Source organism: Stieleria magnilauensis (genome assembly GCA_007753675.1).
GTDB lineage: Bacteria > Planctomycetota > Planctomycetia > Pirellulales > Pirellulaceae > Stieleria > Stieleria magnilauensis.
The window spans coordinates 3,931,918-3,954,808 of record CP036432.1 but is presented as its reverse complement, the minus strand read 5'-3'; the positions used below and the strand labels follow the sequence as shown (position 1 = coordinate 3,954,808).

General features: G+C 59.9%; 16 protein-coding genes. 10 read left to right on the top strand and 6 right to left on the bottom strand.

Annotation, left to right across the window (positions count from 1 at the left end; genetic code table 11):
- Positions 1-195: 195 nt before the first annotated feature.
- The 9 genes from TBK1r_RS13940 to TBK1r_RS13900 all read left to right on the top strand — a co-directional run bounded on the left by TBK1r_RS13940 (position 196) and on the right by TBK1r_RS13900 (position 11,885).
- Complete coding sequence (locus tag TBK1r_RS13940) at positions 196-2,160, top strand: YXWGXW repeat-containing protein (protein ID WP_145211551.1); 1,965 nt, start codon at positions 196-198, stop codon at positions 2,158-2,160.
- Between the two features lie 57 nt (positions 2,161-2,217).
- A complete protein-coding gene (locus tag TBK1r_RS13935) occupies positions 2,218-4,119 on the top strand; it encodes a propionyl-CoA synthetase (protein ID WP_145211549.1) in 1,902 nt (633 codons plus the stop codon).
- Positions 4,120-4,274: 155 nt separating this feature from the next.
- Positions 4,275-5,594, top strand: a complete 1,320-nt coding sequence (locus TBK1r_RS13930; RefSeq protein ID WP_372895528.1) for a V-type ATP synthase subunit B — start codon at positions 4,275-4,277, stop codon at positions 5,592-5,594.
- Entirely contained in the window at positions 5,591-6,181 is a 591-nt protein-coding gene (locus TBK1r_RS13925; RefSeq protein WP_145211544.1) for a V-type ATP synthase subunit D, read from the top strand. The genes TBK1r_RS13930 and TBK1r_RS13925 overlap by 4 nt, the downstream gene beginning before the upstream one ends.
- A 15-nt stretch (positions 6,182-6,196) precedes the next feature.
- Positions 6,197-8,098, top strand: a complete 1,902-nt coding sequence (locus TBK1r_RS13920; protein WP_145211541.1) for a V-type ATP synthase subunit I — start codon at positions 6,197-6,199, stop codon at positions 8,096-8,098.
- Positions 8,098-8,562, top strand: a complete 465-nt coding sequence (locus TBK1r_RS13915) for an ATP synthase subunit C (protein ID WP_095736334.1) — start codon at positions 8,098-8,100, stop codon at positions 8,560-8,562. Before TBK1r_RS13920 ends, TBK1r_RS13915 begins: the two co-directional genes overlap by 1 nt.
- A gap of 4 nt (positions 8,563-8,566) precedes the next feature.
- A complete protein-coding gene (locus TBK1r_RS13910; RefSeq protein WP_145211538.1) occupies positions 8,567-9,277 on the top strand; it encodes a hypothetical protein in 711 nt (236 codons plus the stop codon).
- Positions 9,278-9,283: 6 nt separating this feature from the next.
- Entirely contained in the window at positions 9,284-9,943 is a 660-nt protein-coding gene (locus tag TBK1r_RS13905; protein WP_145211535.1) for a DUF2764 family protein, read from the top strand.
- A 130-nt stretch (positions 9,944-10,073) separates the two neighbouring features.
- Complete coding sequence (locus tag TBK1r_RS13900; RefSeq protein WP_145211532.1) at positions 10,074-11,885, top strand: V-type ATP synthase subunit A; 1,812 nt, start codon at positions 10,074-10,076, stop codon at positions 11,883-11,885.
- A gap of 340 nt (positions 11,886-12,225) precedes the next feature.
- Here the strand turns inward: TBK1r_RS13900 and TBK1r_RS13895 are convergent, their stop codons facing one another.
- From TBK1r_RS13895 to TBK1r_RS13880, 4 genes are all read right to left on the bottom strand, one after another.
- Positions 12,226-16,374, bottom strand: a complete 4,149-nt coding sequence (locus TBK1r_RS13895; RefSeq protein ID WP_145211529.1) for a calcium-binding protein — start codon at positions 16,372-16,374, stop codon at positions 12,226-12,228.
- Between the two features lie 302 nt (positions 16,375-16,676).
- Positions 16,677-17,375 carry an MBL fold metallo-hydrolase gene (locus TBK1r_RS13890; protein WP_145211526.1) on the bottom strand — a complete coding sequence of 233 codons (699 nt, stop codon included), beginning with the start codon at positions 17,373-17,375 and terminating at the stop codon, positions 16,677-16,679.
- Between the two features lie 38 nt (positions 17,376-17,413).
- Positions 17,414-17,839 (bottom strand): globin domain-containing protein, encoded by a 426-nt coding sequence (locus TBK1r_RS13885; RefSeq protein ID WP_145211524.1) that lies wholly within the window; start codon positions 17,837-17,839, stop codon positions 17,414-17,416.
- Between the two features lie 130 nt (positions 17,840-17,969).
- Entirely contained in the window at positions 17,970-19,394 is a 1,425-nt protein-coding gene (locus TBK1r_RS13880) for a hypothetical protein (protein WP_419581330.1), read from the bottom strand.
- A 275-nt stretch (positions 19,395-19,669) separates the two neighbouring features.
- Here TBK1r_RS13880 and TBK1r_RS13875 point away from each other — a divergent pair, with 275 nt between their 5' ends.
- The gene (locus tag TBK1r_RS13875; RefSeq protein WP_145211521.1) at positions 19,670-20,182 is read left to right on the top strand and encodes a CAP domain-containing protein; all 513 of its coding nucleotides are present in this window, start codon (positions 19,670-19,672) and stop codon (positions 20,180-20,182) included.
- A 445-nt stretch (positions 20,183-20,627) separates the two neighbouring features.
- Here the strand turns inward: TBK1r_RS13875 and TBK1r_RS13870 are convergent, their stop codons facing one another.
- Both TBK1r_RS13870 and TBK1r_RS13865 read right to left on the bottom strand, forming a co-directional pair.
- Positions 20,628-21,929 carry a DUF11 domain-containing protein gene (locus TBK1r_RS13870; protein WP_145211517.1) on the bottom strand — a complete coding sequence of 434 codons (1,302 nt, stop codon included), beginning with the start codon at positions 21,927-21,929 and terminating at the stop codon, positions 20,628-20,630.
- Positions 21,930-22,017: 88 nt separating this feature from the next.
- Positions 22,018-22,803, bottom strand: a complete 786-nt coding sequence (locus TBK1r_RS13865; protein ID WP_145211514.1) for a hypothetical protein — start codon at positions 22,801-22,803, stop codon at positions 22,018-22,020.
- Positions 22,804-22,891: the final 88 nt, after the last annotated feature.

Below are 22,891 nucleotides of genomic sequence, written 5' to 3'. Positions count from 1 at the left end.
CGAAGGCTTCGCGCTGGCCGCTAAAAACGTCGCGCCCTCTGACAAATCGAGCTGCAGTGGCCGGGTGATCGACTGAGCGACTGAATCTCGCCGGAATATCAACTTCGCAACGTCGTGCTACCGCGGACGGTACACGGATTGCAGTGGAAAGCGGTGCGAAGGTGTTCGACGAATCACTCACAGCCAACCTACACGATGATCCACTTCCCAAGGTCTCTCTTTTTCTCCTGCCTGCACACCGTCGTTGCGGTTCTGTTGGCCAGTCCGCTGCTTGCTCAAGCTCCCCCGTTCCAACCCCAGGAAGTCGGACAGCCGAGTGCGGGATCGATCAACGCATCTCCCGAAGTGCTCAATGCCGACTTGCAGGCGATCGATCCGGCGCAGGGCGATCTGGTGGTCGATGAATCCGGCGTGGAATACCTGACACACGGACCGTTGCACGAGTCGTACGCTGAACCTTACGCGGCCGATCCGAAGCCCGCCCCGGTGGTCCCCAAAGAACCTCCGCCGCCGGTCAAGGAACTGCCGCCGACGCTTCGGCCGGACAGTGAGAAATCGACGTGGATCCCGGGATATTGGGATTGGGATGAAGAGCTTGGTGACTACCTGTGGATCAGCGGTGTGTGGCGAGAAGTCCCGCCGCAACGTCGCTGGGTGCCCGGTTACTGGGAGCCGGCCGAGGACGGCTATCGTCGCGTCGCAGGCTTTTGGGCGAATGAACAAGCGGCAACGGTCGACTACCTGCCGCCGCCGCCGGAGTCACTCGAGCAAGGTCCGGCCTCGCCGGCGCCGGGGGACAATTATTTCTATGTGCCTGGAAACTGGACCTATCAAACAAGCCAGTACCAGTGGACGCCGGGCTTCTGGGCCAGATCCCAGCCCAACTGGGTCTGGATTCCGAACCAATACGTCTGGACCCCGCGGGGCTGCATCTTCCGAACCGGGTATTGGGACTATCGTCTCCAGCGGCGCGGCGTGTTGTTCACTCCGGTGTATTATCGGTCGCCGATTTATCTGCGCGCCAACTACTGGTATCGGCCGCGTTACGTCATCAACAGCGGTCTTGGTCTGTTGGCGAATCTGTTCGTCAATCCGCGGTACGGTCGCTATTACTTTGGCGACTACTACGGAGTGGGATATGGAACGAGTTACTATCCCTGGATCAGCTACTACCAGCGGCCACGGCTGTACGATCCGTTGTACTCGTACTACGGGATCCGGTCGCTGCACGATCGAGAGTATTCGCTCGATCGCATCGCACGACAACATCAACAGATCCGCGAGCATCAAGAACTCAGGCCGCCGCGAACGTATGCGGGACCGCCCGCTCACGCGGGACCGCGTGGAGCAGGTTCGGCGACGGGCAGGGGGAATCGCGAGCGGGTCGAGACGGCAAACTTGGCCAATTCGCTGGAAGACTATGCCCGGCGGAACTCCGATGACATTCGATTTCGTCGCATCAGCGATACCCAAGCCTCGTCGTTGGGACGTTTTGCGGAGCAGTCCCAGGAAAAAACACGGAGTGCCCGGCGAGACTTCGAAAAGTTGCCGCCAGCAAAGAAGATCGCGAGCGATGCGTCAGCGGTCGGCCGATCCACCACACCACGGGGACCTTCACGCGTTTCCAGTTTTCGTCTGCCAGGCGACGAGTCGCCCCAGCGCGGCGTGCCATCGTCGATTCGTGGGCGAGACGTGTTGAACAACGACATCAGAGGCAATGACATCAGGGGAGGCGGCAGAGTGAATCGGGCGCCGACGTCTGACAAAATATCGCCCCCGGTTCGCCAATTCGGATCACCGCGTGGCAACGAGTCGACGCCGCCGTCCGGTTTCGGCAGGTCCAGCAACCGCGAGGTGCCGAACCTCCGCTCGATTCCGGATCTCAGGTCCTCGCCGCCGGGGCGTTCGATCCCGCAAGGCCGATCGTACACACCCCGGCAATCGTCTTCACCCACGCTCAATCGCGGCGACTTTGGCAACCGCAGCGGGCTCAAGGCTTCCGGCGGCCGTGGGAACGATGGCGGACTCAAAGCATCCGGCGGCGGATTCGGCGGGCTCAAGGCTTCCGGTGGCGGTGGCGGTGGCCGAGGCAGCGGCGGTCGCGGCAACGGCGGTGGGTCTGGGGGCGGAGGATCCAAAGGAAAAGGTCGGGGCAAATAAGACGTGTAGGATCGATCAGCCGCGGCATCACACGCCGCGGTCAGGGATGTAGGCAAGATGACCTATCAGCAGCAGTACCGTCACAGCATCGAACAGCCTGAAGCGTTTTGGCGCGAGCAGGCGGGTCAGATTGCTTGGTATCGCCAGCCCGACCAGATTCTGTCTCAAGACGAGCAGGGGTTTTTCCGCTGGTTCCCCGACGGCCAACTGAACACCGCCTACCTGGCGTTGGATTGGCAAATTGAACAGGGACGCGGCGATCAGCCGGCGTTGATTTATGATTCTCCGGTGACGGGCACGAGGCGGACCGACACGTATCGAGAACTGCTCGATCAGGTGGCCCGGTTCGCCGGCGTGTTGCGTCGACTGGGCGTCGGTCAAGGCGACGCCGTGATCATCTACATGCCGATGATTCCACAAACGATCGTGGCCATGCTGGCGTGCGCCCGCTTGGGCGCCATCCACTCGGTGGTGTTCGGAGGGTTTGCACCGCACGAATTGGCGGTCCGGATCGACGATTTGCAACCCAAGGTGATCCTGGCGGCCAGCGCGGGGAAAGAGCGTGATCGCGTGATTGACTATGGGACGATCATCAACGCCGCGTTGGCCGAAGCGGTCCACGCGCCGTCCCACTGCGTGATGTATCAGCGCGAGGTTCATCGTGTTGATTTGCAGCCCGGGCGCGACTGGGATTGGGACGAATTGGCCGCGACTGCTGAACCGGCCGACTGTGTTCCCGTCCTCGCCACCGATCCGCTCTACGTGCTCTATACCTCCGGCACGACCGGACGTCCGAAAGGGATCGTCCGTGACCACGGTGGCCATGCCGTCGCGATGAAGTTCAGCATGCAGAACGTCTATGGCGTTGAACCGGGCGAAGTCTTTTGGGCCGCGTCGGATGTCGGTTGGGTGGTGGGGCATTCGTGTATCGTTTACGGGCCACTGATACAGGGTTGCACCACGGTGCTGTATGAAGGCAAACCGGTTCGCACTCCCGATGCCGGGGCCTTTTGGCGTGTCGTCGCGGAACACCAAGTGCGATCCATGTTTGCCGCGCCGACGGCAATCCGCGCGATCAAACGCGACGATCCGGACGGGCTGCGGGCGCGCGATTATGACACAGGTTGTCTCCGTTATTTGTTCCTTGCCGGTGAGCGGTGTGACATCGCCACGCTTCAGTGGGCCGAACGCGTGCTCGGCGTCCCGGTGATCGACCACTGGTGGCAAACCGAATCCGGTTGGCCAATGATATCCAACATGGCGGGCCAGGAATTGCTGCCGCTGCGTCCCGGCTCGGCCACCAAGCCGGTTTGCGGCTATGACATTCGGATCCTGGATCGAGAGGGGCGAGAGTTGCCGCCCAACAAAGAAGGCGCGGTGGTGGTCCGGTTGCCGTTGCCACCGGGGTGTCTGCCGAATTTGTGGCACAACACCGAACGATTCAGGAACGCCTATCTGACCGAGCACCCCGGTTATTATTCCTCGGGCGACGGAGGCTATCGCGACGAGGACGGATATTTCTATATCACCGGCCGGATGGATGACGTGATCAACGTTGCCGGCCACCGTCTTTCCACCGCAACGATGGAAGAGGCACTGGCGTCGCATCCGGCGGTGGCCGAATGTGCGGTGATCGGCGTGGAAGACGCGCTCAAAGGCCAGGTGCCGGTGGGGTTTGCGGTGCTTAAATCCAATGTGACGCTGGATCCGGAGGTCTTGGAAGCGGAACTGATCCAGCGAGTGCGCGATCAGGTGGGGCCGGTCGCGGCGCTCAAACACGTGATCCTGGCCGACAGGTTACCCAAGACGCGTTCGGGAAAGATCTTGCGGAGAACGATGCGTTTGATGTCCGAAGGCAAAACGTGGCAACTGCCCTCCACGATTGAAGATCCCAGCGTGCTCGATGAGTTGTTATCGCTGCTTGACAGTAAGGGGGTGTCTGCGACCAACGCAACCTAGTCGATCGCTAGACGTCATGATGACTTCGCCACCTGCATCCCAAGTTGGCTGCGGTGAGGCGTCTGTCGAAGTGATCGATTCGAAATGACATTGATTCAAACAGCCATTGACGTGATGATGCTGTGAATTCATACGCCTGTGCGGATAACTCCACTGTGCCTTTTCCTGAACTATTTTCACATACCCGAGTGCTCTCGATCGTCGGAGACATTCTGACGATCCACGCCAGTGGCGTCGCGCTCGGCGAACTCGCGTGGGTCAAGAACAGCGACGGGACGACGTCGTTGGCTCAAGTCACCGAGATTGATCACGAACGTGTTTCGCTGCAAGTGTTCGCCGGCGGCAAGGGGCTGCGTTCGGACGCGCGGGTCAGTTTTCTGGGTCACGCCGCCCAAGTGCTCTTCTGTGATGACATCTTGGGCCGCATTTTCAACGGCGTCGGCCAGCCCGTCGACGGCGGTCCGGAATTGCTCGGACAACGGCGTGTCGACGTCGGCGGGCCTTCGGTCAATCCCGTGATGCGGGTCGTGCCGTCGAAGATGATCGAGACCAAGGTCCCCATGATCGACGTCTTCAACTGTTTGGTGGAAAGTCAAAAGATCCCGATCTTTTCGATCGCCGGCGAGCCGTACAACGAACTGCTGGCTCGGATCGCGATCCAAGCCGACGCCGACGTGGTCGTGTTTTGCGGACTGGGGCTGATCTTTGATGAGTTCCACTTCTTTCGCGACACCTTCGAAAACGAAGGCGTGTTCCCCCGCACGGTGATGTTCGCCAATCGGGCATCGGATCCGATCGTCGAACGGTTGTTGGCCCCCGACTTGGCGTTGAAAGTCGCCGAGCGGTTTGCCGTCGAACAAAACAAACGCGTGCTCGTGCTGATGACCGACATGACCGCATTCGCCGACGCGCTGAAAGAGATCGGCGTGGCGATGGAACGCATCCCGTCCAATCGCGGCTACATGGGCGACTTGTACAGCCAGTTGGCGTTGCGCTACGAGCGGGCGTGTGATTATCGCGGTGCCGGTTCGGTCACGCTGCTGGCCGTGACCACTATGCCCGGCAACGACGTGACCCATCCCGTGCCCGACAACACCGGCTACATCACCGAAGGACAGTTTTATTTGCACGATGGGATGATCGACCCCTTCGGTTCGCTCTCGCGGTTGAAACAACAAGTGATCGGTAAAGTCACTCGCGAGGATCATTCGGCGGTGATGAACACCATGATCCGCTTGTACTCCGGAGCCCGTCAAGCCGAACAGAAACAACAGATGGCGTTCGAACTGTCGGCGATGGATCACAAACTGTTGAAATTCGGCGAGCTGTTCACGCAGCGATTCATGCGTTTCGACGTCGCCGTGCCGCTGGAACAAGCATTGGACCTGGGATGGCAAACGATGGCGGAATGTTTTGAGCCACAAGAGCTGTTGGTTCGCGAAAAGTTGTTGAACAAGTATTACCCAGCATCATGACACTTGCGCTGAACAAAACGACGCTGAAGCGGCAACGCGATCAAGCCAAACTGTATCGCCGGTTCTTGCCTTCGTTGGAACTGAAGCGTCAGCAGTTGCAAGCCGCGTGGCGACAGTCGAAACAGGAACTGGAGGAGATCGCGGCCGAAGTCCACCGCGTCGGTGAGGAGTTGCAATCGCTGTACCCGCTGATCGGCGGTTCCACGATCGACATCACCGAGATGGCCCAGTGGGTGCGAGTGGCCGAGGTTGAAATCAAAACGGAAAACGTCGTCGGTACCGCCATCCCCAAGTTCGGCCGACTGCGTTTGGAAGTCGATCCCTATTCGCGTCTGGCGATTCCGTTCTGGGTCGATTCCCTCGTCGAAGCACTCAAGCAGATGGTGGGATTGCGGGTGCGAATGAGGATTGCGGAAAAGCGAACCGACGCATTGGGCGCGGCGCTGCGCCGCGTGACGCAACGGGTGAATCTGTTCGACAAGGTGTTGATTCCTAAAGCGGAGGAGAATATTCGCCGAATCGTGATCTTCCTGTCCGACCAAGAACGCGCGGCCGTCGTGCGATCAAAAATTGCCAAGTCACGTTAGGCGGAAGATCAAGAGATGGCCATTGTTCCGCTGCAACGAGTGACTTTGATCGGTGATTTGAAAGATCGCGATCAGGTTTTGTTGGAACTGCAACGATTGGGCTGTGTCCATCTGGTGGATCTGGTCAACGATGGCAGCAAGCCGCAGGGGACGGCGATCGGCGCCGATGACTTGAAAGCGGCGATCGCCTCTCTGGACAGTTGCCCCGAAAAACGTCCTCCGCCGTCACGGTCCACGCGGCGCGGTTCGACAAAGACCGTCTCGGATCCTGGTGACGTCACGCGAATCGCCGCAGAAGTCTTACGGATCGAATCTGAATCGCGGGAACTGGCCGACGAACAGGAGGAGGTTGCCGAAAAGATCGAACAAATCCGTCCGTGGGGCGACTTCCGTTTGCCGGCGACCGACGAATTGCGAGGACAACAATTCTTCTTTTACCGGCTGTTGCATCGCGAGGTCCGCCAGGTGCCGGCTAGCGTCAGAGCGGACTGCTGTGTCAGTGTGGTCAACACCGACTCAGAACACGAATACTGGGTGATCATCGCGAAACACCCGCCCGCCGACATGCCCTGCGATCCGGAGGAGTTGGATCCGCGTCCGTTGTCGCAGCTGCAGTCGCGACTGGCGGAGATCGGCGAACAACGCGAACGGCTGCAAGTGCAGCGCATCGCGCTGACCCGTTGGCTGGATCGTTTGCGGCGAGCGCTTGCGGTGACCGAAGACGAAACGGCGCGGTTGAACGCGAAGCAGCGTTCGTTGGTCGATGGTCCGGTGTTTGCACTGCAAGGCTGGGCGCCACGCAGCAAACTGGCGGCGCTGGAAACCTTTGCTCGGGAAAACACGTTGGCGTTGCATCAACGGGCTCCCGAAATGGACGAATTGCCACCGACGTTGCTCAGCAACCCGCGTCCGATCGCCGGTGCCGAGGGTGCCGTCACGTTCTTCATGACCCCCGGCTATCGCTCCTGGGATCCGACCTGGGTGATGTTTTTTTCCTTTGCCGCGTTCTTCGCCATGATCCTGGCCGACGCCGGTTACGGAGTCGTGCTCGGTTGCATTGTGGCACTGTCCGCGCGGCGGCTCGGCCGAACCGCCGCGGGACGTCAGTTCCGGCAACTGGCGGTGTTCATGGTCGTGGTGACCATTGTCTATGGGCTGATGATCGGAAGCTTTTTCGGCGTCGCGCCGGCACCGGGGAGTTGGTTGGACCGACTGGTGATCAAGAGCGGTGACAATTCGATCATGCAGGATCGCGAGGCGATGATGTTGATTTCGGCCACGATCGGAGTTTTTCATCTGGTGCTGGCCAACGCGGTGGTCGCCTGGCGCTGGCTGGGCAGCGGTCATGCGTTGTCCTCGGTCGGCTGGGTGGTCGCTTTGATCGGCGGGTGGTTGTTGACTTTGACCATGCTGCCCAAGCCTGACGTGATGGCGCTGTTGGCGGATAATCTTGGCGGAGACTCCGCCACGTGGTCGGAAACGGTTGCCGCCGGTGGCTGGTGGATGTTGGGTGTCGGGTTGCTGCTCGTGTTTTGCTTTTCCAGCACGCGTCCCGTCTTTTCAACGCGTCCACGCGACCTGCTGGCGCGCTGTCTCGATGGCGCGTTGGGGCTGACCGGTGTGACCAAGGCGTTCGGGGACGCGCTCAGTTACCTGCGACTGTTCGCATTGGGGTTGGCCAGTGCTCAATTGGCGCTGTTGTTCAACGAGATGGCGTCCGATGCGTCGCAGGTGCCCGGCGTGGGGATCTTGTTGGGTTTGTTGGTCTTTCTGTTGGGCCATACCCTGAACTTCGTCCTGGCAGTGGTCGGAGGCGTCGTCCACGGGCTGCGATTGACCTGTATTGAATTCTTTAGCTGGTCCCTGACTGACGAGGGGCAACCGTTCCAAGCCTTTGAAATGAGAGCGAACAAGTGATGGACGAACCGATGGTGGAAATGTTGGGCAGGATCGGGATCTATGCCCCGCTGTTCTTGGGGGCGATCGGCAGCATCTTGGGCTGCGCCGCCGGTGGTCAAGCCGCCTGCGGGGCGATGTTGGATGTGGAAGGCGGCTACGGGCGACTGATCGGTGTATCCGCGCTGCCGTCCTCGCAAACCATTTATGGGATTGTCGTGATGCTGTCGATGAACGGCAGTTTCCAGATCCAAGCGGCGCCGGGAATGTTCGCGATCGGCACGCTGTGCGGATTGGCGTTGTTGTTCAGCGGCTGGTTCCAAGGCAAGTGCTGTGCGTCGGCGATTCACGCGACTAAGAGTAAACCCGAAGTGTTTGGATTGTCGGTGGCACCCGCGGCGATCGTCGAAGGTTTCGCCGTGTTCGCCTTTGTGTTTGCCTTGATCCTCGCGGGCGGATTGCCCTCAGCGGCTGGAGGTTCCTGATTCCATGTCAACTTCATCCCCCGTCGACAAGGCGGCCCAACCCCAGCCAGACGCCAAAGCGGACGCCAATGTGGGCGTTCAAGAACTGATCGACCGGCTTAAGTCCGAAGGCGTTCAGGAAGGCCAGCAGCAGGCCGAGGCCTTGTTGGCCGAAGCCAAGAAGCAGGCCGCCAAGTTGATCGACGCGGCTCGTGCCGAAGCCGCCACGATCGCAAGCGAAGCTCAGCTGCAAGCCGAACGGACGCAGACCAATGGCAAGCGGGCGCTCGAATTGGCCAGCCGCGATGCCAGTTTGCACCTCAAGGAACAACTGCAACACGAATTCCGCGGCTGGGTCGGCGGATTGGTGCGCGAGCAATTCGAAGACGCCGAATTTGTCGCGGAGCTGATTCGAGAAATGGCCACCCAAGCGATCGCGACGCTCGGTGCCGGGCCTGCCGGCGCCCAGTCGGATCAAACGGCCAAGCTAAAACTCTTGGTCTCCCCGGACGGCGCAAAGTCGATCGAAGCGTTCGTCAAAGGCCAAGCCGCGGACATGTTGCGGCAGGGCGTTCATTTGCAAGCCGATCGATCGTTGACGCACGGATTTCGCATCCAGATCGTCGACGACGACATCGAGATCAACTTCAGCGACGAGGCGGTCACCGCTGCGCTGATGCGTTTCTTGGCACCCAAGTTTCGCCAACGGATCAGTTCCCTCGCCAACGATGCCTGATTTGACATGCAGTCCTACTACACGCTGATGGCATCGCTGCCGCAGTTGCCACGCGAGTTTGATGACGGGCCGATCCCGATCTCCGCAGCCACGTTGCGGCACAGGGTTTCCATGCTCGACCACCACGACCGGCAAACCGTCCAGCAAGTTTCTGACTTCTTTCGTTGGGACCGTCAGCCACGCGACCGCAGCGATGCCGAAATCCGCGCCACGCACCGTCGCCTGGTCGCGGAGATCCGGCACCCGTTGGTCGCCCAGTTGGTTCACCATCGATTTGAGATGCGGATGCTGGTCGCGGCGCTGCGATGCCAACGCAGCGGGTTGCCTCCGCCCGAGTTTCCCGAATTGCCCTTGGCCGTCTGGATCCAACGGCATTGGGATGAACCCTGTTTTCGGCTCAACGACCGTTTCCGTTGGTTGCCACGGTTCTGCCAGGCGATCGAAGACCATCAACCGCGACGGGCCCAGTGGCACCTGTTCACAGAACTGTGGAATCACTGGAGTCGATGGAACGATCAGTACACGTTTTCTTTCGAGTCGGTCGTGTTGTACCTGGCGCGATGGGAGATCCTGCATCGTTGGGCAAGCCAAAATGAACAATGTGGCAGACAACGGTTCCACGACTTGGTCGATGACATCCTGCAAACCGGTGGGGTGAATTGCTGATGTGCTACTCCAGTTGGATGGGTGACCCGAATGACGCCGACTCATGCACAGGCCGATTGGGGCGAGGCCAGACGCAAGCCGGCTGCTTACGCCACGGATTTTTTTCTCTTCGTCGATACCTGGGAATTCAATGAACGCTACCGCCAACGATCAAGACTCTGCCACCGCCAAGGTCTTGGGGGTCAACGGGAACATCGTTCGTATCGAAGTGTCCGGCGGACGGATCATGAAGAACGAGGTCGCTTACGTGTGCGTGGGTGAAGAACGCTTGAAGGCCGAAGTCCTGCGGGTTAACGGCGACCAAGCCGAATTGCAAGTTTTCGAAGAAACCGACGGCGTGCGTTTCGGTGACAAAGTCGAGCTGTCCGGTGAAATGTTGTCGGTGTCACTCGGCCCGGGGCTGCTGGGGACGATCTATGACGGGTTGCAGAACCCGCTCAGCGAGTTGGCCCAGTTGGACGGGTTCTTTCTCAAACGCGGTCGTGACGTCGCCGCGCTCGACCCGGCCAGACGGTGGGACTTCACCCCGGTGTGTCAGGTCGGTGATCAGGTCGTCGCCGGTCAGGTGCTGGGGACCATTCCTGAGAAGAACATCGTTCACAAGGTGATGGTTCCCTTTGATGCAAGCGGCACGATGACGGTCCAGGCGATCGCCGAGGGCCGCTGGCGGACCGACGCAACGGTGGCCACGTTGACGGATTCTAAGGGCCGCCAGATGCGGATCCCGCTGGTGCAAACGTGGCCCGTTCGTCGACCGATCTCGGCGCTGATGCAGCAACAGCGGCTGATCGAGCGAGAGTTCCCGTCGCAACCGCTGATCACCACCACGCGAATCATCGACACGTTCTTTCCGATCGCCCGCGGCGGGACCGCCTGCATCCCCGGCCCGTTCGGGGCGGGCAAAACCGTGATGCAGGGATTGATCGCGCGTTACAGCACCGTCGATGTGGTGATCGTGGTGGCCTGTGGCGAGCGGGCGGGCGAAGTCGTTGAAACGATTCATGACTTTGCCGAAATGCCCGATCCGCGGACCGGTGGAAAGCTGATGGATCGCACGATCATCATCTGCAACACCTCGTCGATGCCGGTCGCTGCCCGCGAAGCATCCATCTACACCGGCATCACGCTGGGCGAATACTATCGGCAAATGGGCCTGGACGTGTTGCTGCTTGCCGATTCGACATCGCGTTGGGCCCAGGCGATGCGGGAAACCAGCGGACGGCTGGAAGAGATCCCCGGCGAAGAGGCGTTTCCGGCTTATTTGGACAGTGCGATCAAGGAACTGTATGAGCGCGCCGGTGTGTTGCGGATGGCGGACGGCACGACCGGCAGTTTGACCCTGATCGGATCGGTTTCACCCGCCGGCGGCAACTTTGAAGAACCGGTCACCCAGTCGACACTGGGGACGGTCAAATGCTTTTTGGGACTGTCGTATGACCGTGCGTACAAGCGTTTTTATCCCGCCATCGATCCGCTGATTTCGTGGTCTCGCTATCGCGATCAGCTCGAATCATTCTTCAAATCCGAAGTCGATCCGCATTGGACCGCCGGCGTTTCGGCGATGCACCAGTTGTTGCGAGACGGCGAAAGTATCGACCAGATGATGCAGGTCACCGGCGAAGAAGGCATCTCGATCGAAGACTACGTGACGTACCAAAAAGCGATGTTCCTGGATATGGTGTACTTGCAACAAGACGCCTTTGATCCGGTCGACGTCTCGGTGCCGCTGGAACGACAAAAGGAAACGTTCCTGCTCTGCCAGAAGCTGATCAACGACGAGTATGCGTTCGAAGACAAAGAGCAAGCTCGAGTGTTCTTCACCGAGCTGATCGGGCTGTTCAAAAACCTCAACACCGCCAAAAGTGACTCCGACGATTTCAAGCGGTTCCGCAACCGGATCTCAGAGCTCCAGGCCACCGCATTGGTCGTCGATGCCGGCTGACATCTGACTTTGAAAGCCTAGTCACCCGATCGGGAAATGAGGAGCCTGTCGAGCTGCACTCTCATCCACGCCCTTCAACACGATCGGTGAGCCGCTGGCCGTGAGGCCACGGGTAAAGTCCGACGCGCCCGGCCGCTGACGCGTCGCGGCTCACTCGATCAACGAGCCGCTTGCGAGTTACGCTACACCGAAATTAAGTTTGGCCGGAGCCCTAGTATTCCTTGTCACCTTGCGTTTCGGGTAGGCGGTAGAGGACGAGGCGACGGGGCCTTGCCAATAGGCCGACCGCAGAGGACTCGTCGCCTCGTCCACTACCCGAAAATTTAGCTGACACGGAATACTAGTGCCGGATGCGTTCTCCGCCGGTGTAGCGGTCTTCGTTCTTCCAGCCGAACCACCAGTAACGGTGGACCTTCAAGGTGTCGTAGCCGCTGCCTCCATTGAGGTAATCGCTGGACCAGTCTCGGCCTCCGAGCAGACGCCCGCCGTCCAGATAGTCGTTTCCGCTATCACCGTAGAGCGAATCTTTTCCCATCCCGCCATCGAGGTGATCGTTGCCGGACCCGCCCCGCATGTAGTCGCGGCCCAGGTCGCCATAGATTTTGTCATGTCCCGAGCCACCGTACATCTTGTCGTTTCCCCATCCGCCGTGGATGTAATCGTTGCCGGATCCGCCGGACATGTAATCGTTGCCTAAGCTTCCGAGGATGCGATCGTGCCCTCGGTCGCCGTACAGGCGATCGTGTCCCCATCCGCCATCGACGAGGTCGTTGTGGTCACCGCCACGCAACGTGTCGTTGCCGAGGTCGCCGTAGATTTTGTCGTGTCCGGCATCGCCGTAGAGCGTGTCATGTCCCCATCCTCCGTGGACGTAGTCGTTGCCGCTTCCGCCGTGAATACGATCATTGCCGAGGTCGCCGCTGAGGTGATCATTTCCGGAGTCACCATAGATCACGTCGTTGCCCCAGCCGCCGTCGACGTTGTCATTGCCACTGCCGCCACGCGCGGTGTCGTTTCCTCGTCCGCCACGGACGTGATCCGATCCCGAGCCACCGTCCAAGTAATCGTCACCCAGGTCGGCGTACAGTTTGTCATTGCCGGAGCCTCCAAAGAGTCGGTCGTTGCCGCCGGTCAGACTGATGAAGTGGTCACCGTAGAGCACGTCGTTGCCCGCATCGCCTTCGAGTGTGTCACCCCCATCTTGCCCCCAGAGCGTGTCGTTGTGGTCGCCGCCGCGAAGGGTGTCGTTTCCGAATCCGCCGCGTAAGACATCGTTTCCGCTGCCACCTTCGATCGTGTCATGACCGGCCTGAAAGATCTTGAGCACGTTGTCGATATCGCTGAAGTCGCCGAACAATTCGTCGGCGCCCGAACCACCATTGATGTAGTCGTGGCCGGCCTCACCGTAGATCAAGTCTGCATCGCTTCCGCCGTAGAGCCGATCGTTGCCGAATCCGCCCATCACCTTGTCTTTGCCGCTGCCGCCGTCGATGGTGTCGTTGCCGGCGCCCTTGCTTGTCGCGGTCATGAAGATGTAGTTTGCGATGGAATCGCCATGCAACCAGTCGTCGCCGCCATCGCCGACGAGGTTGTCCGAACCTTCGTCCCCGTAAATGACGTCTCGATGTTCGCCGCCATGCAACGTGTCGGAACCTTCACCGCCGCGAATTTTGTCTTCACCATGGTCGCCCCAGACTTCATCATTGCCTTCCTCGCCCATGATGTTGTCATTTCCATTGCCGCCGCGGATCGCATCGTTTCCGGTTCCGCCCATCAATTGGTCATTTCCGTTTCCGCCATTGATCGCATCATTGCCGCCGCCGCCACGGATTTCGTCATTCCCGTTGCCGCCGAGTAAGGTGTCGCCTGCCTTGCCGCCGACGATGATGTCATTGCCGTCGCCGCCGTTGAAGTTCAGCGGCAACGTCATCCCGGGGGCAGCCAATAATTCGTCATTTCCGCTGCCGGCGTCGAGTTCGAGCGACTGCACACCTTCGAAGGTTTGGCTATAGGAACGTCGCACGCCGCTTGTATCAACGAACCAGTAGATGACCTGGACGCGATGCCCCTGGTCGGTCTCGCCAAGCGACCGCACACGGAAATTCTCGTCTGCGACGGTTCCCTGTTTCGTGTGCGTGATCCCTTTGCGTAAACCGGCGGTCTCGCCGGCGTGAACGACCAGGTTTCCGTTCTCATCGATCGCTCCGAGCGTGGCTTCTGTCTGTGTCTTCGCCAAAATGTCTTTGTCGTCCGGCGTCGAGATGTCGAAGTCGACCAACGAAACCTCGGCGAGAGTCGACTTCCAGTCGAGCAGGTCGAAGCCGACGATCGACACCTTGGCGATGGCATCCACGCCGACGAGCAATTGGCCCGACGCGTTGACGATCGACGCAGGGTTATAGTCGACGATCTCTTGCAATTCGTCGAAGCGAACGTGTCCGTCGTAGGTCCAATCCTTTTCATTTTGGGGACGCGTCGGGGTGAAAGGATCCGTCCACTGGTCGGTGGGCAGCGTGTCGGGAAGATCGTTCAGGTCCAGATTGACGTCGATCGACATCGTTCCGAGAATCCCCGCCTTTGCCGTCAGGACTTTCCAGTCAGGCCCCAGCGATCCCCCGACCGAAGCTTTGGCACGAAAGTAAACTTCGGGCAGGTCCTTCTTTTGACTGCGAATCCGGCTAACGTCACCATCGGTCGCGCCGTACTGATTGTTGTCATCGACATAGAATCCTCGATCCAGGAAATGTTCGTTCTGCTTCCCGCTCTCTTCGAATGTCTCTCGATCGGTGAAGTCCAAGGCGTTGGTGTAGTCGTCGATGCCTTGCGCGTCAAAACCGAACCCGAGGTCCAGTCCAGCGCCGAGTTCGAATTGGAACTCGCCGTTGGCAAGAAAGGCCAACGCGGCGATCGGCGCGGTGTATTCGTACTTGATCGCCGTCAGGTCAAAATTCAAATCGGCTTGGAACAGTGTGGTGGACGCGTCACCGCGGAGCAGGTCGACGAGCGTCTGCGACTCGGAAAGAATCGGCAGACGCAGGTCGCCTTCGAATTCGGTCTCGAACGAGGTTTTCGTCTTTTTCGCGGATTTCTGCTCCGTCGTGATATTCTTCAATTGATCTAGTTTGCTACGTTTGTCTTCGTCATCCTGCTTGCCGAATTGATAGTCGAACGAGGCTTTGACGTTTCCAAGGCCGCGTGTCGTGTCATTCAAGTCTTCGGTACCCGGCGTCTTGTAGTCCAAGATCCGATTCATCAGGCTAAGCACCGACTCGGCGCGATCGATCTTGCGCAAGGCCTCGCGACGATCATCAGCATTGCGATTCGCCTGGGCCGCTTTGCGGGCAACATCCAGGAACGTCAGATCCATAAACGATCCCAGTCCGGGGATCGGATCGGTCAGCAGATCGACGATCGGCTTGACGGGCATGATGACATCGCGAATGCCGGAAAGGATCGGATCGATGAAGTTTCGGTAGAGCGTTCCCAAATCGAGACGCATGTCCTTGTACTCGATCGCGACGTCCGACTGTTCAGCGGTGTTTTCGCCAGATGTCGTCGCCTCACGCAGGGTGTACTTCACTTCGACCCGATTCGTGACCGCGAGGTTGAACATCGAATCGCTGCCCAGCCCTTCGATGGTCGGCAGGAAACTTCCCTCGGCATCAAGGGTGACGACGCCGTCCCCGGTGAGCGTCCCGGACACGCCGACTTTGCCGAACTCGTCGGTCACCAAGAAACCGTCTTTGCTGGGATCGGTGATGTCGATCGTGTAAGTGCCCTTGAAGTGCGAATTCCCATCGTGTGATTGAAACTCGCCGATAAAGACCCCCATCTTTCCACGTGCCGGTCCGGATTCGCCATGGCCCATGGTTTCATTGAGTTGGGCGTCGACGTTGATGGTGATTTCATCGGCGCCGCTGGTCACGACGAAAAACTCGGTGTCGCCGCCGGCAAGTTCGCGGACGCCGAATTCGAGATCGAATCGTACGGTCAGTTTCGTGTCGACCGCGTCATCGTTGTCGAGCAAGACGTCGACCACCGAATCGTCGCCGAGCCCCAGATCGAGATCCAAGTAGTCTTGCAACGTCATCTCGACAGGAATCGTGAATCGGACTTCGCCGCCGTCGTCACTCTGCGTCACCGTGATTCCCGTTTCGGCGATCATGCCGTTGAGCGCCGTTTGAAGTGCCGTCTTGGTTTCCTCCACCGTCGCACCCGATTCCAGCTCGACGTCCGCCAATTCTTGCTTGAGCTGCGTGATGAATTGGCCTTTCGAACCTTGCCCCGCGAGTTGGCTGCCGATCAACGGGGCTTCGGTCGTGAGCACCAGCTCGTTGACTTGCTGTTGAAGCGAGTCGAACAGTTCCGATTGGAGACCTTCGTCGATCACGCCCAGGTCGGCCGCAAACATTTGCCGGTTTGCCAGCTTCTGGATCAGCATCTTGCGCGGGCGTCGATTCCGTTTGTCGCGTCGTTTGGGAGTCAGCATCGGGGTGTTCCTTGATGGATCGGTGGTCTGTATGGGTGCGAATGGGGCTGGACGTCGGATCCTGCGTCAATTTGCTGGGGATCCCTTAACGCCGCGAACAGAAAATTCCTGCTCTCATCGGCACATATGCGCAGGCACCCATCCCGTTACAGAAAACCCCTGAACTTTTCTCCATGGGCGTTTTTAGGCCGCAAATCAGCGGGTGAAGTCGCGGTCTGAATCGCAAGCATTCCGTCGGCCCGATCCCGAAAAACGAGCTCGATTGCCGGGACACCGGTCGTGGCATCTTTTCAGACTGAACGCTAGTTTTCCTCGATGCCCAGCACCGAGTCGGCGACGAAGGCGTTGTTGAGACGCTCTTGGCCGAAGGTGGACACCGGTCCGTGGCCGGGCAGGAACTGGATCTGCTTGCCCAGCGGCCACAGTTTTTGAACGATCGATTCGATCAGGTCATCGGTGCTGCCGTAGGGGAAATCGGTGCGTCCGACCGAGCCGCAGAACAACACGTCACCGACGAAGGCAAAGGCGTCGTCGGGCTGAACCAACACAATGTGCCCGGGGGTATGCCCCGGGCACTCGTACACGTCAAATTCGATTCCCGCAAGCTCGACTTTGTCGCCTTCATTCAAATAGTGGTCGGGGGTCACGTTCGTCCCGCCCACGATGCCGTACTTGCCACAATCGGTTTCGATCGAATCGAGCAAGAACTGATCCTTGGCGTTGGGGCCGATGATCGGGACGCCGAACTTCTTTTTCAATGGACCGGCGGCCCCGACATGATCGATGTGGCCGTGTGTCAGCCAGATCGCCGAGACATCGACGCCGAGTTCTTCGACGGCCCCGATGATGAGCTCGGTGTCGCCGCCGGGATCAACGATGGCGGCCTGTTTCGTTTCAGTCGACCAGATGATCGAACAGTTTTGTTGCAGTGGCGTGACCGGCACGATGCTGACTCGGAAACGGGGTTGCGGCGCGGCATCGGGCTGGTCGGAGTCGGTCATGGTTGAAGTGCTTTGGTTCAGGGCGTTTCAGTGGAGGATCAAGACGACGAAGCCGACGTCACGCGGAAGACTAATTCGTGGGGCGACTGATGCATGATCGCCGCGGCATAGTTCAATGCATCGGTCCACTGTTTGTCCAGTGCCGCGTTCCAGTCGTTGCCGTGGAATTCGGCAATTGTTTCGACCAGCACCTCAATGAACTTCGGGAACAACTCGTTGGCAATCCCGAGCCCGTGATGTTTCGTTCCGAGCACTTCCAGGTAGTCCTTGGAGGAACGACGCAGCGCCGGGTATTGCTTGACGGCTAGCAACGCCATGGTCAACATCGCCGTTTGGCGTTTGACGTTGGCACCGGCGAAGAAGTATTTGAACTCGGGATAGCGCTGAAACAGCCGCTCGTAAAACCCATCCAGTGCGTTGGATTCGTCGCTCAGAATCGCTTCGACGCTTTCGTCAAGTTCCACGGCTGGACCCAACTGGATTTGAAAAGTAGATCCGACATTCTAGCACGTCGCACCCGGTGGTGTGTCGACGCAGACCGGGCTGCTCTGGCCGGGCAGACTGCCCCGGCCAGACTGTGCCGACCACCTGGATTCAATCACCGCCGAGCGTGGGGCCGGCTGGGGTCGGTTTCGACTTCAGGCCGACGGTGTTGACCGTAACAATAGAATAGCCGTGGTCGACGCCTCGCTCTGCCGTTTGATCAACGAACTCCATCTGCACCAACGTCTGCATCGGCGTGTCGCTGTATTGCAAGCCTTGAAAGATCGGGCGACCGAATCGGTTCGTCACTTCGATTGGCACTTCGGCTAGCGGCTTGCCGTTGCGAAGGATGATGAACTTCTCGATCCCGCTTTGCAAATCGGCTTCCGCCCGCCAGCGCAAACGGTTGCCCTGAAGCTGAACCGACTTCGGCGGCGGTGGCGGTGAGGCATCCGCAACCCGGGTGTCTTTGCGGTACTGCATCCACAATGTCGCGATCGTCTCGTCGGGCAGCCAACCGGCTTGCAGCGGATCGCCGTCAAAGTCCTTCGCCGCGACGGCAGTCGTGTCGGTCGGCTTGGCCAGCCAGGCTGAGTCGGTGGGCATGGGACGCAAGGCACCGCCGGGTTCCATCGGCAACCGACGTTCCAGGCATCGATCCAGCCACGGGATCGCCAGGTAGCGCTGATTGCCGCATTCATGTGCGGTCAAGGGATCGATCGCGATCCCGAGCAACCCGCCGCGACCGCGAACCGTTTCAAAAAACTCCAGGTTCGCAGGCCAGACCTTCGCGAACCGTCCGTCCTTCACCGTCACGCCTTCTTTCGTACCGGGATTGCACATCATCGGCACACCCAACGCAGCCTCGGGCAATGTGTGCGGTTTGATACCGGGGCGATCGGGGTTGGGGGCCAGCAGCGGAACGCCAGAGCGTAGCCACGCCGCCACGATCCGATTCGGCCGGATCATCACCATGCCGCCGCACCAGTGACCACCGCCGCTGTGTCCCCACAGCGCCAACGGTGCCGACGCGAGTTCCGGGTGCCCGGATTGCCTGCCAAGGTCGACGAGCGATTGTTCAAACGTGGTCGCCGATCCGTTGCGGGGATCGCACCACATCTGACAGTCTGCTTCCTGCGGTTGTTCGTAGGCCGGAGCCAACAGCGCGCAGTCATGTTTTCTGGCGAGCGCCTGCCAGTGCAAATCAAAGGCACCGGTCAGTCCCGATTTGCAAGAACCTTCGCCGCATCCGTGTTGGTGCACGACGACACCTCGCAACGTCTTCACGCCCGGTGGAATCCAAATCGTGTAGCTGACCGGGAAAATTAACTCGTTGGACGTCGGGTCATCAGGCTTCTGGGCGTCGGACGTCTCCGCGGCATCGTAGCGGACTCGGTAATAGGGCGGTTCCACATCGAGGAACACGTCGTACGGTGGAGACTGCGCCGTCAACGGCATGACAGTGCCCAGCAGAACACCGATCAGTAGGACTGGGCGGGAAACGAGACAACGGATCATATCGGACGGGGTGTTCATGCGGGGGTGTGGAAGTCGCATCGGCGGAGGGGCGTTTCTGGTGGTCAAGAATATAGCACGCCTGTCGGTCCCCTTGGCCAAACGCGTCTGTTCGCTTGTCCGTCACCCGCCCTGCCGTGTCGCATCAGCCCTTCGGCCGGGGTTGTCGACGAGGGCAGAAGCGTTAGGTTTCTTCGCGGCCACCGGTGGCGGTGTGCTGCTGACGGTCGGCTCTCGTTCGCCGACCGTCGTTTCATGGACGCTTGTCGCCCGAACGATGAAAAGGGATTGTATTGATGAAATCACGTTTGATTCTTCTCGTTGTCTTTGCCGTGTCTTCCGTTGCCGTCGCCCAGGGTGGCGCCTTTGATGAAGTCAATGCGTGGCGCCGTGCTGCCGGGTTACCCGAATTGATCGAAGACCCCGCGATGACCGAGTTTGCCAAACGCAAAGCGGAGTACCGCGCCGCACGGGGACTGAAGAACGGACATCAAGGCCCCTCGGTTCCGGCCGGTTGGACCGAGGGTTGTGGGGAAGCAACTGCGACGTGGGGTTGGCTGACCTGTGCGACCGAATGCGATTTCCGTTACGCCGGAGCCGGGGTGGCGATCGGCGCCGACGGCGAGCGTTACATGGTCTTTGTCGGGCGAGGCGGAAGCGACCGAGCGTTGATCGATCCCAATCGCTACCCGATCATCAAGACGGCGCACTTGACCCCCAACCCGTTGCGGGCGGTCGCGTCGCGTGTGGCATCGCGGGTCGCCGACTCCACCTCCAAACGCTGCCCCAAGTGCGGCCGAGTGCACTGAGTCAGTGGTGCCGGGAACGGACGAGCAATTGAAAAGCGATGAAGTCCAGACCATCAAAAAGCACTTCGATGGCGTGCCGGCTTCATCCCAATACCGCTAAGTTAAGGCCCGGACGCTGGCGCGAACCGGCTGATGTCAAACGATGATCAGCCGTTTGGCGCGAGCCTACGGGCCCTCCCTAGAGGAAACGACGCTTAAATAGGGGCGTGCGCCTGCCCGGGCCGGCAATCACGACCGGCGGTGGTTCCACTACCGCTGTGCCCAGCGGGGTCCCTACCGGGCAACCGCTGCAGCCGAACGCCAACCAACAGCCAAAGTACTTTTCCAATTGACCGTGCGATCGCGATTCCGCCAGCAGCGGGTGGTCGATCCTCCAATCGATTGACTTGTCCGCATGCCCCACGCAGCCAAATAGTGATGGCGGGACAACACCAATCGTTGCGTGCTACCGCACGCGGCACTTGAATTCGATCGTTGCCGTTTCGCCGACGGCCAGGGGATCGGCCAGCGTCCACTGCATCCGCACCGAACCGGCGGCGTTGCCCTTGGTTGTGAACTCGGCTTGGCGATCGCAGTGCTGGGAGTCTTCGATATACTCCAGTCGTCCGACCAGGCTGTCCGCGATTTCGATGTGGCTGACTGCAGAGTCACCGACGTTGCGGACATGGATGGCGAAGCTGACTTCGTCGCCCTGCTGTGCGTGAGCCTTGTCGGCGACCTTCATGATTTCCAGGCGACCGGCGTCCGGGAAATCGTATCGGACGAATCCTTCGACCTTGGCATCACGTGTCAGCACGGGCGGCGTGATGCTTTCGATCATCACTTCCACGGCATCGCGGATCATCCACGATTGGGCCGCGACGGCGCCTTGTTTCAGGATGGCGATTTGCGATTCATCCAAACGATTCAACGAAACGGCATCGAGTGTCGCCAGGATTTCCAAGGCGTCTTCGGCCAGCAGTGGTTGCACGATGCCTTCGACCGGAACACCGCGATTGCGATCGCGCATCGCGTCGACGCGTCGTGCGACGTCCGCACGGGCCAGTTCCAAGGTCTCGCCGACCACCAAGCTCGGTTGCGTCAAACCAATTCCGTTGGGGCCGACCGGTTGAAAGGTGCCGCGCAGGCCGACGGCTTTCTCGCCGGCGACCGCGCCGCTGACTTGCCGAATCGCGCCGAAGCGGGGTGAGTACAGACAGACGGGATTGCTCGCTTGGACCGCGATGTCACCCGCCTCGGTCGTGTAATGCACCACGGCATCTTGGGGATCGAGCCCGCCCACGTGGTCATTGACCATCACGCGGGCTTCGGGCGGCGTGTCACCGCCGTTGCACAAAAACTCTTGCGGATCGTAGGGCTGGCCCATCGCCATGACGGGAGTCGCGGGCGCCCAGGTTTGGCATGATCCGGCGTCGGTGCTTTGGATGCATCCTTGGCAGACCCCGGCTTGATCACCGGCGCGATCGCTCAATCGACCGAAGTAGCCGACCTGTGCGATTTCGTTTGGTTCCGGTTGGATCGCTGCAGCGGTCTTCACTCCGGGAACCGCAGGCGTGTGACCGCCGGGAGTCAGCTTCGGCGTGGGTGTCTGATGCATGCCTGGCAAGTTCGGTGTTCCCGGCAACCGCAATCCGTTGGTCACCGCCGGCGACTGGCAACCGACAAGGACCACCATCGTTCCCAGCAGTGTCCCTGCCGCGAACGTGCCCCGACAGAAAGATCGGCAAGATGCAAAGCAGTGAAACATGGTCGGTTGCAGTTGAAGGTGTATCGGGAACAAAGCTTGTCGCTCAGCGGCACGGTCCAGATGCGTGGTTTTCGTGCTGCCGACGCGATCAAGGTGTTTCAGGCATGGGTTCTGGCTTGTAAATCGGCGCCCAAGCGGGAAAGCCGAAGTAGAACTGGGAGCTCAGTGCCGGGTTCCGCGGCGGCGACTTGGATCCCAGGCGTACGATCGCAACGGGTCGGCCGAACGAATCGGCCGTCGCGAGCGCGTCTTGGTCCAATGGGATATCGATCGGACGCGACTCGGTGCGTTGCTGGGCAAGCGGGATGGCCGTTTGTGGGTCTTCCAGGTAAACGACCCTGGTGACCAAATTGCCGTCGAGCGCTTCCTGCAAGTCCGATTCGCTCAGGTTGATCGGGATCGGGTACAGCGTTTCGAGTCCGCGTGGCGGATAGATTCGCCCGATCAGTTCGACCGTCGGATAGAGTTCGGCGCCGATGGCGTCGGGGATGCCGGTGATGCGAAAACGGTACACCGCACCGACCATCAGGCCGGCCATCAGATCCGGTTCCTCTTCGCTGTGGCTGCCCGCCAGGGGCAAGGAGAACTTGGTGCCGGCGGGTCCCGAGAAGGCGACCGGTTGGAACGTGCCCTGCTGCATAGAGACCGCAGCCGGACTTTGCCAAACCGCACCCGGCGGCAGTGATTTGTAGTACAGCGGATGCCGCCCGCTGGTATCGAGCGGTTCGACCGCTGCGGCGACACGATTGAACGCGACGCTACTGAACAAGGTGATCAGCAAGGCAAGGACGAACATGCAAACCAACGCCTCAGCTCGGTTGCTCGATTCGGCCACGTCGATCGTGATGGTGGCGGTTCTGGGCCTGGTATGCATGGATCTCGGCCTGGTTTGCATCATGGGGTCCACTCAAACGTGGGCGTCGGTCATCCGAAAATCAGATGCCGACGCCACGTGCTTTCAA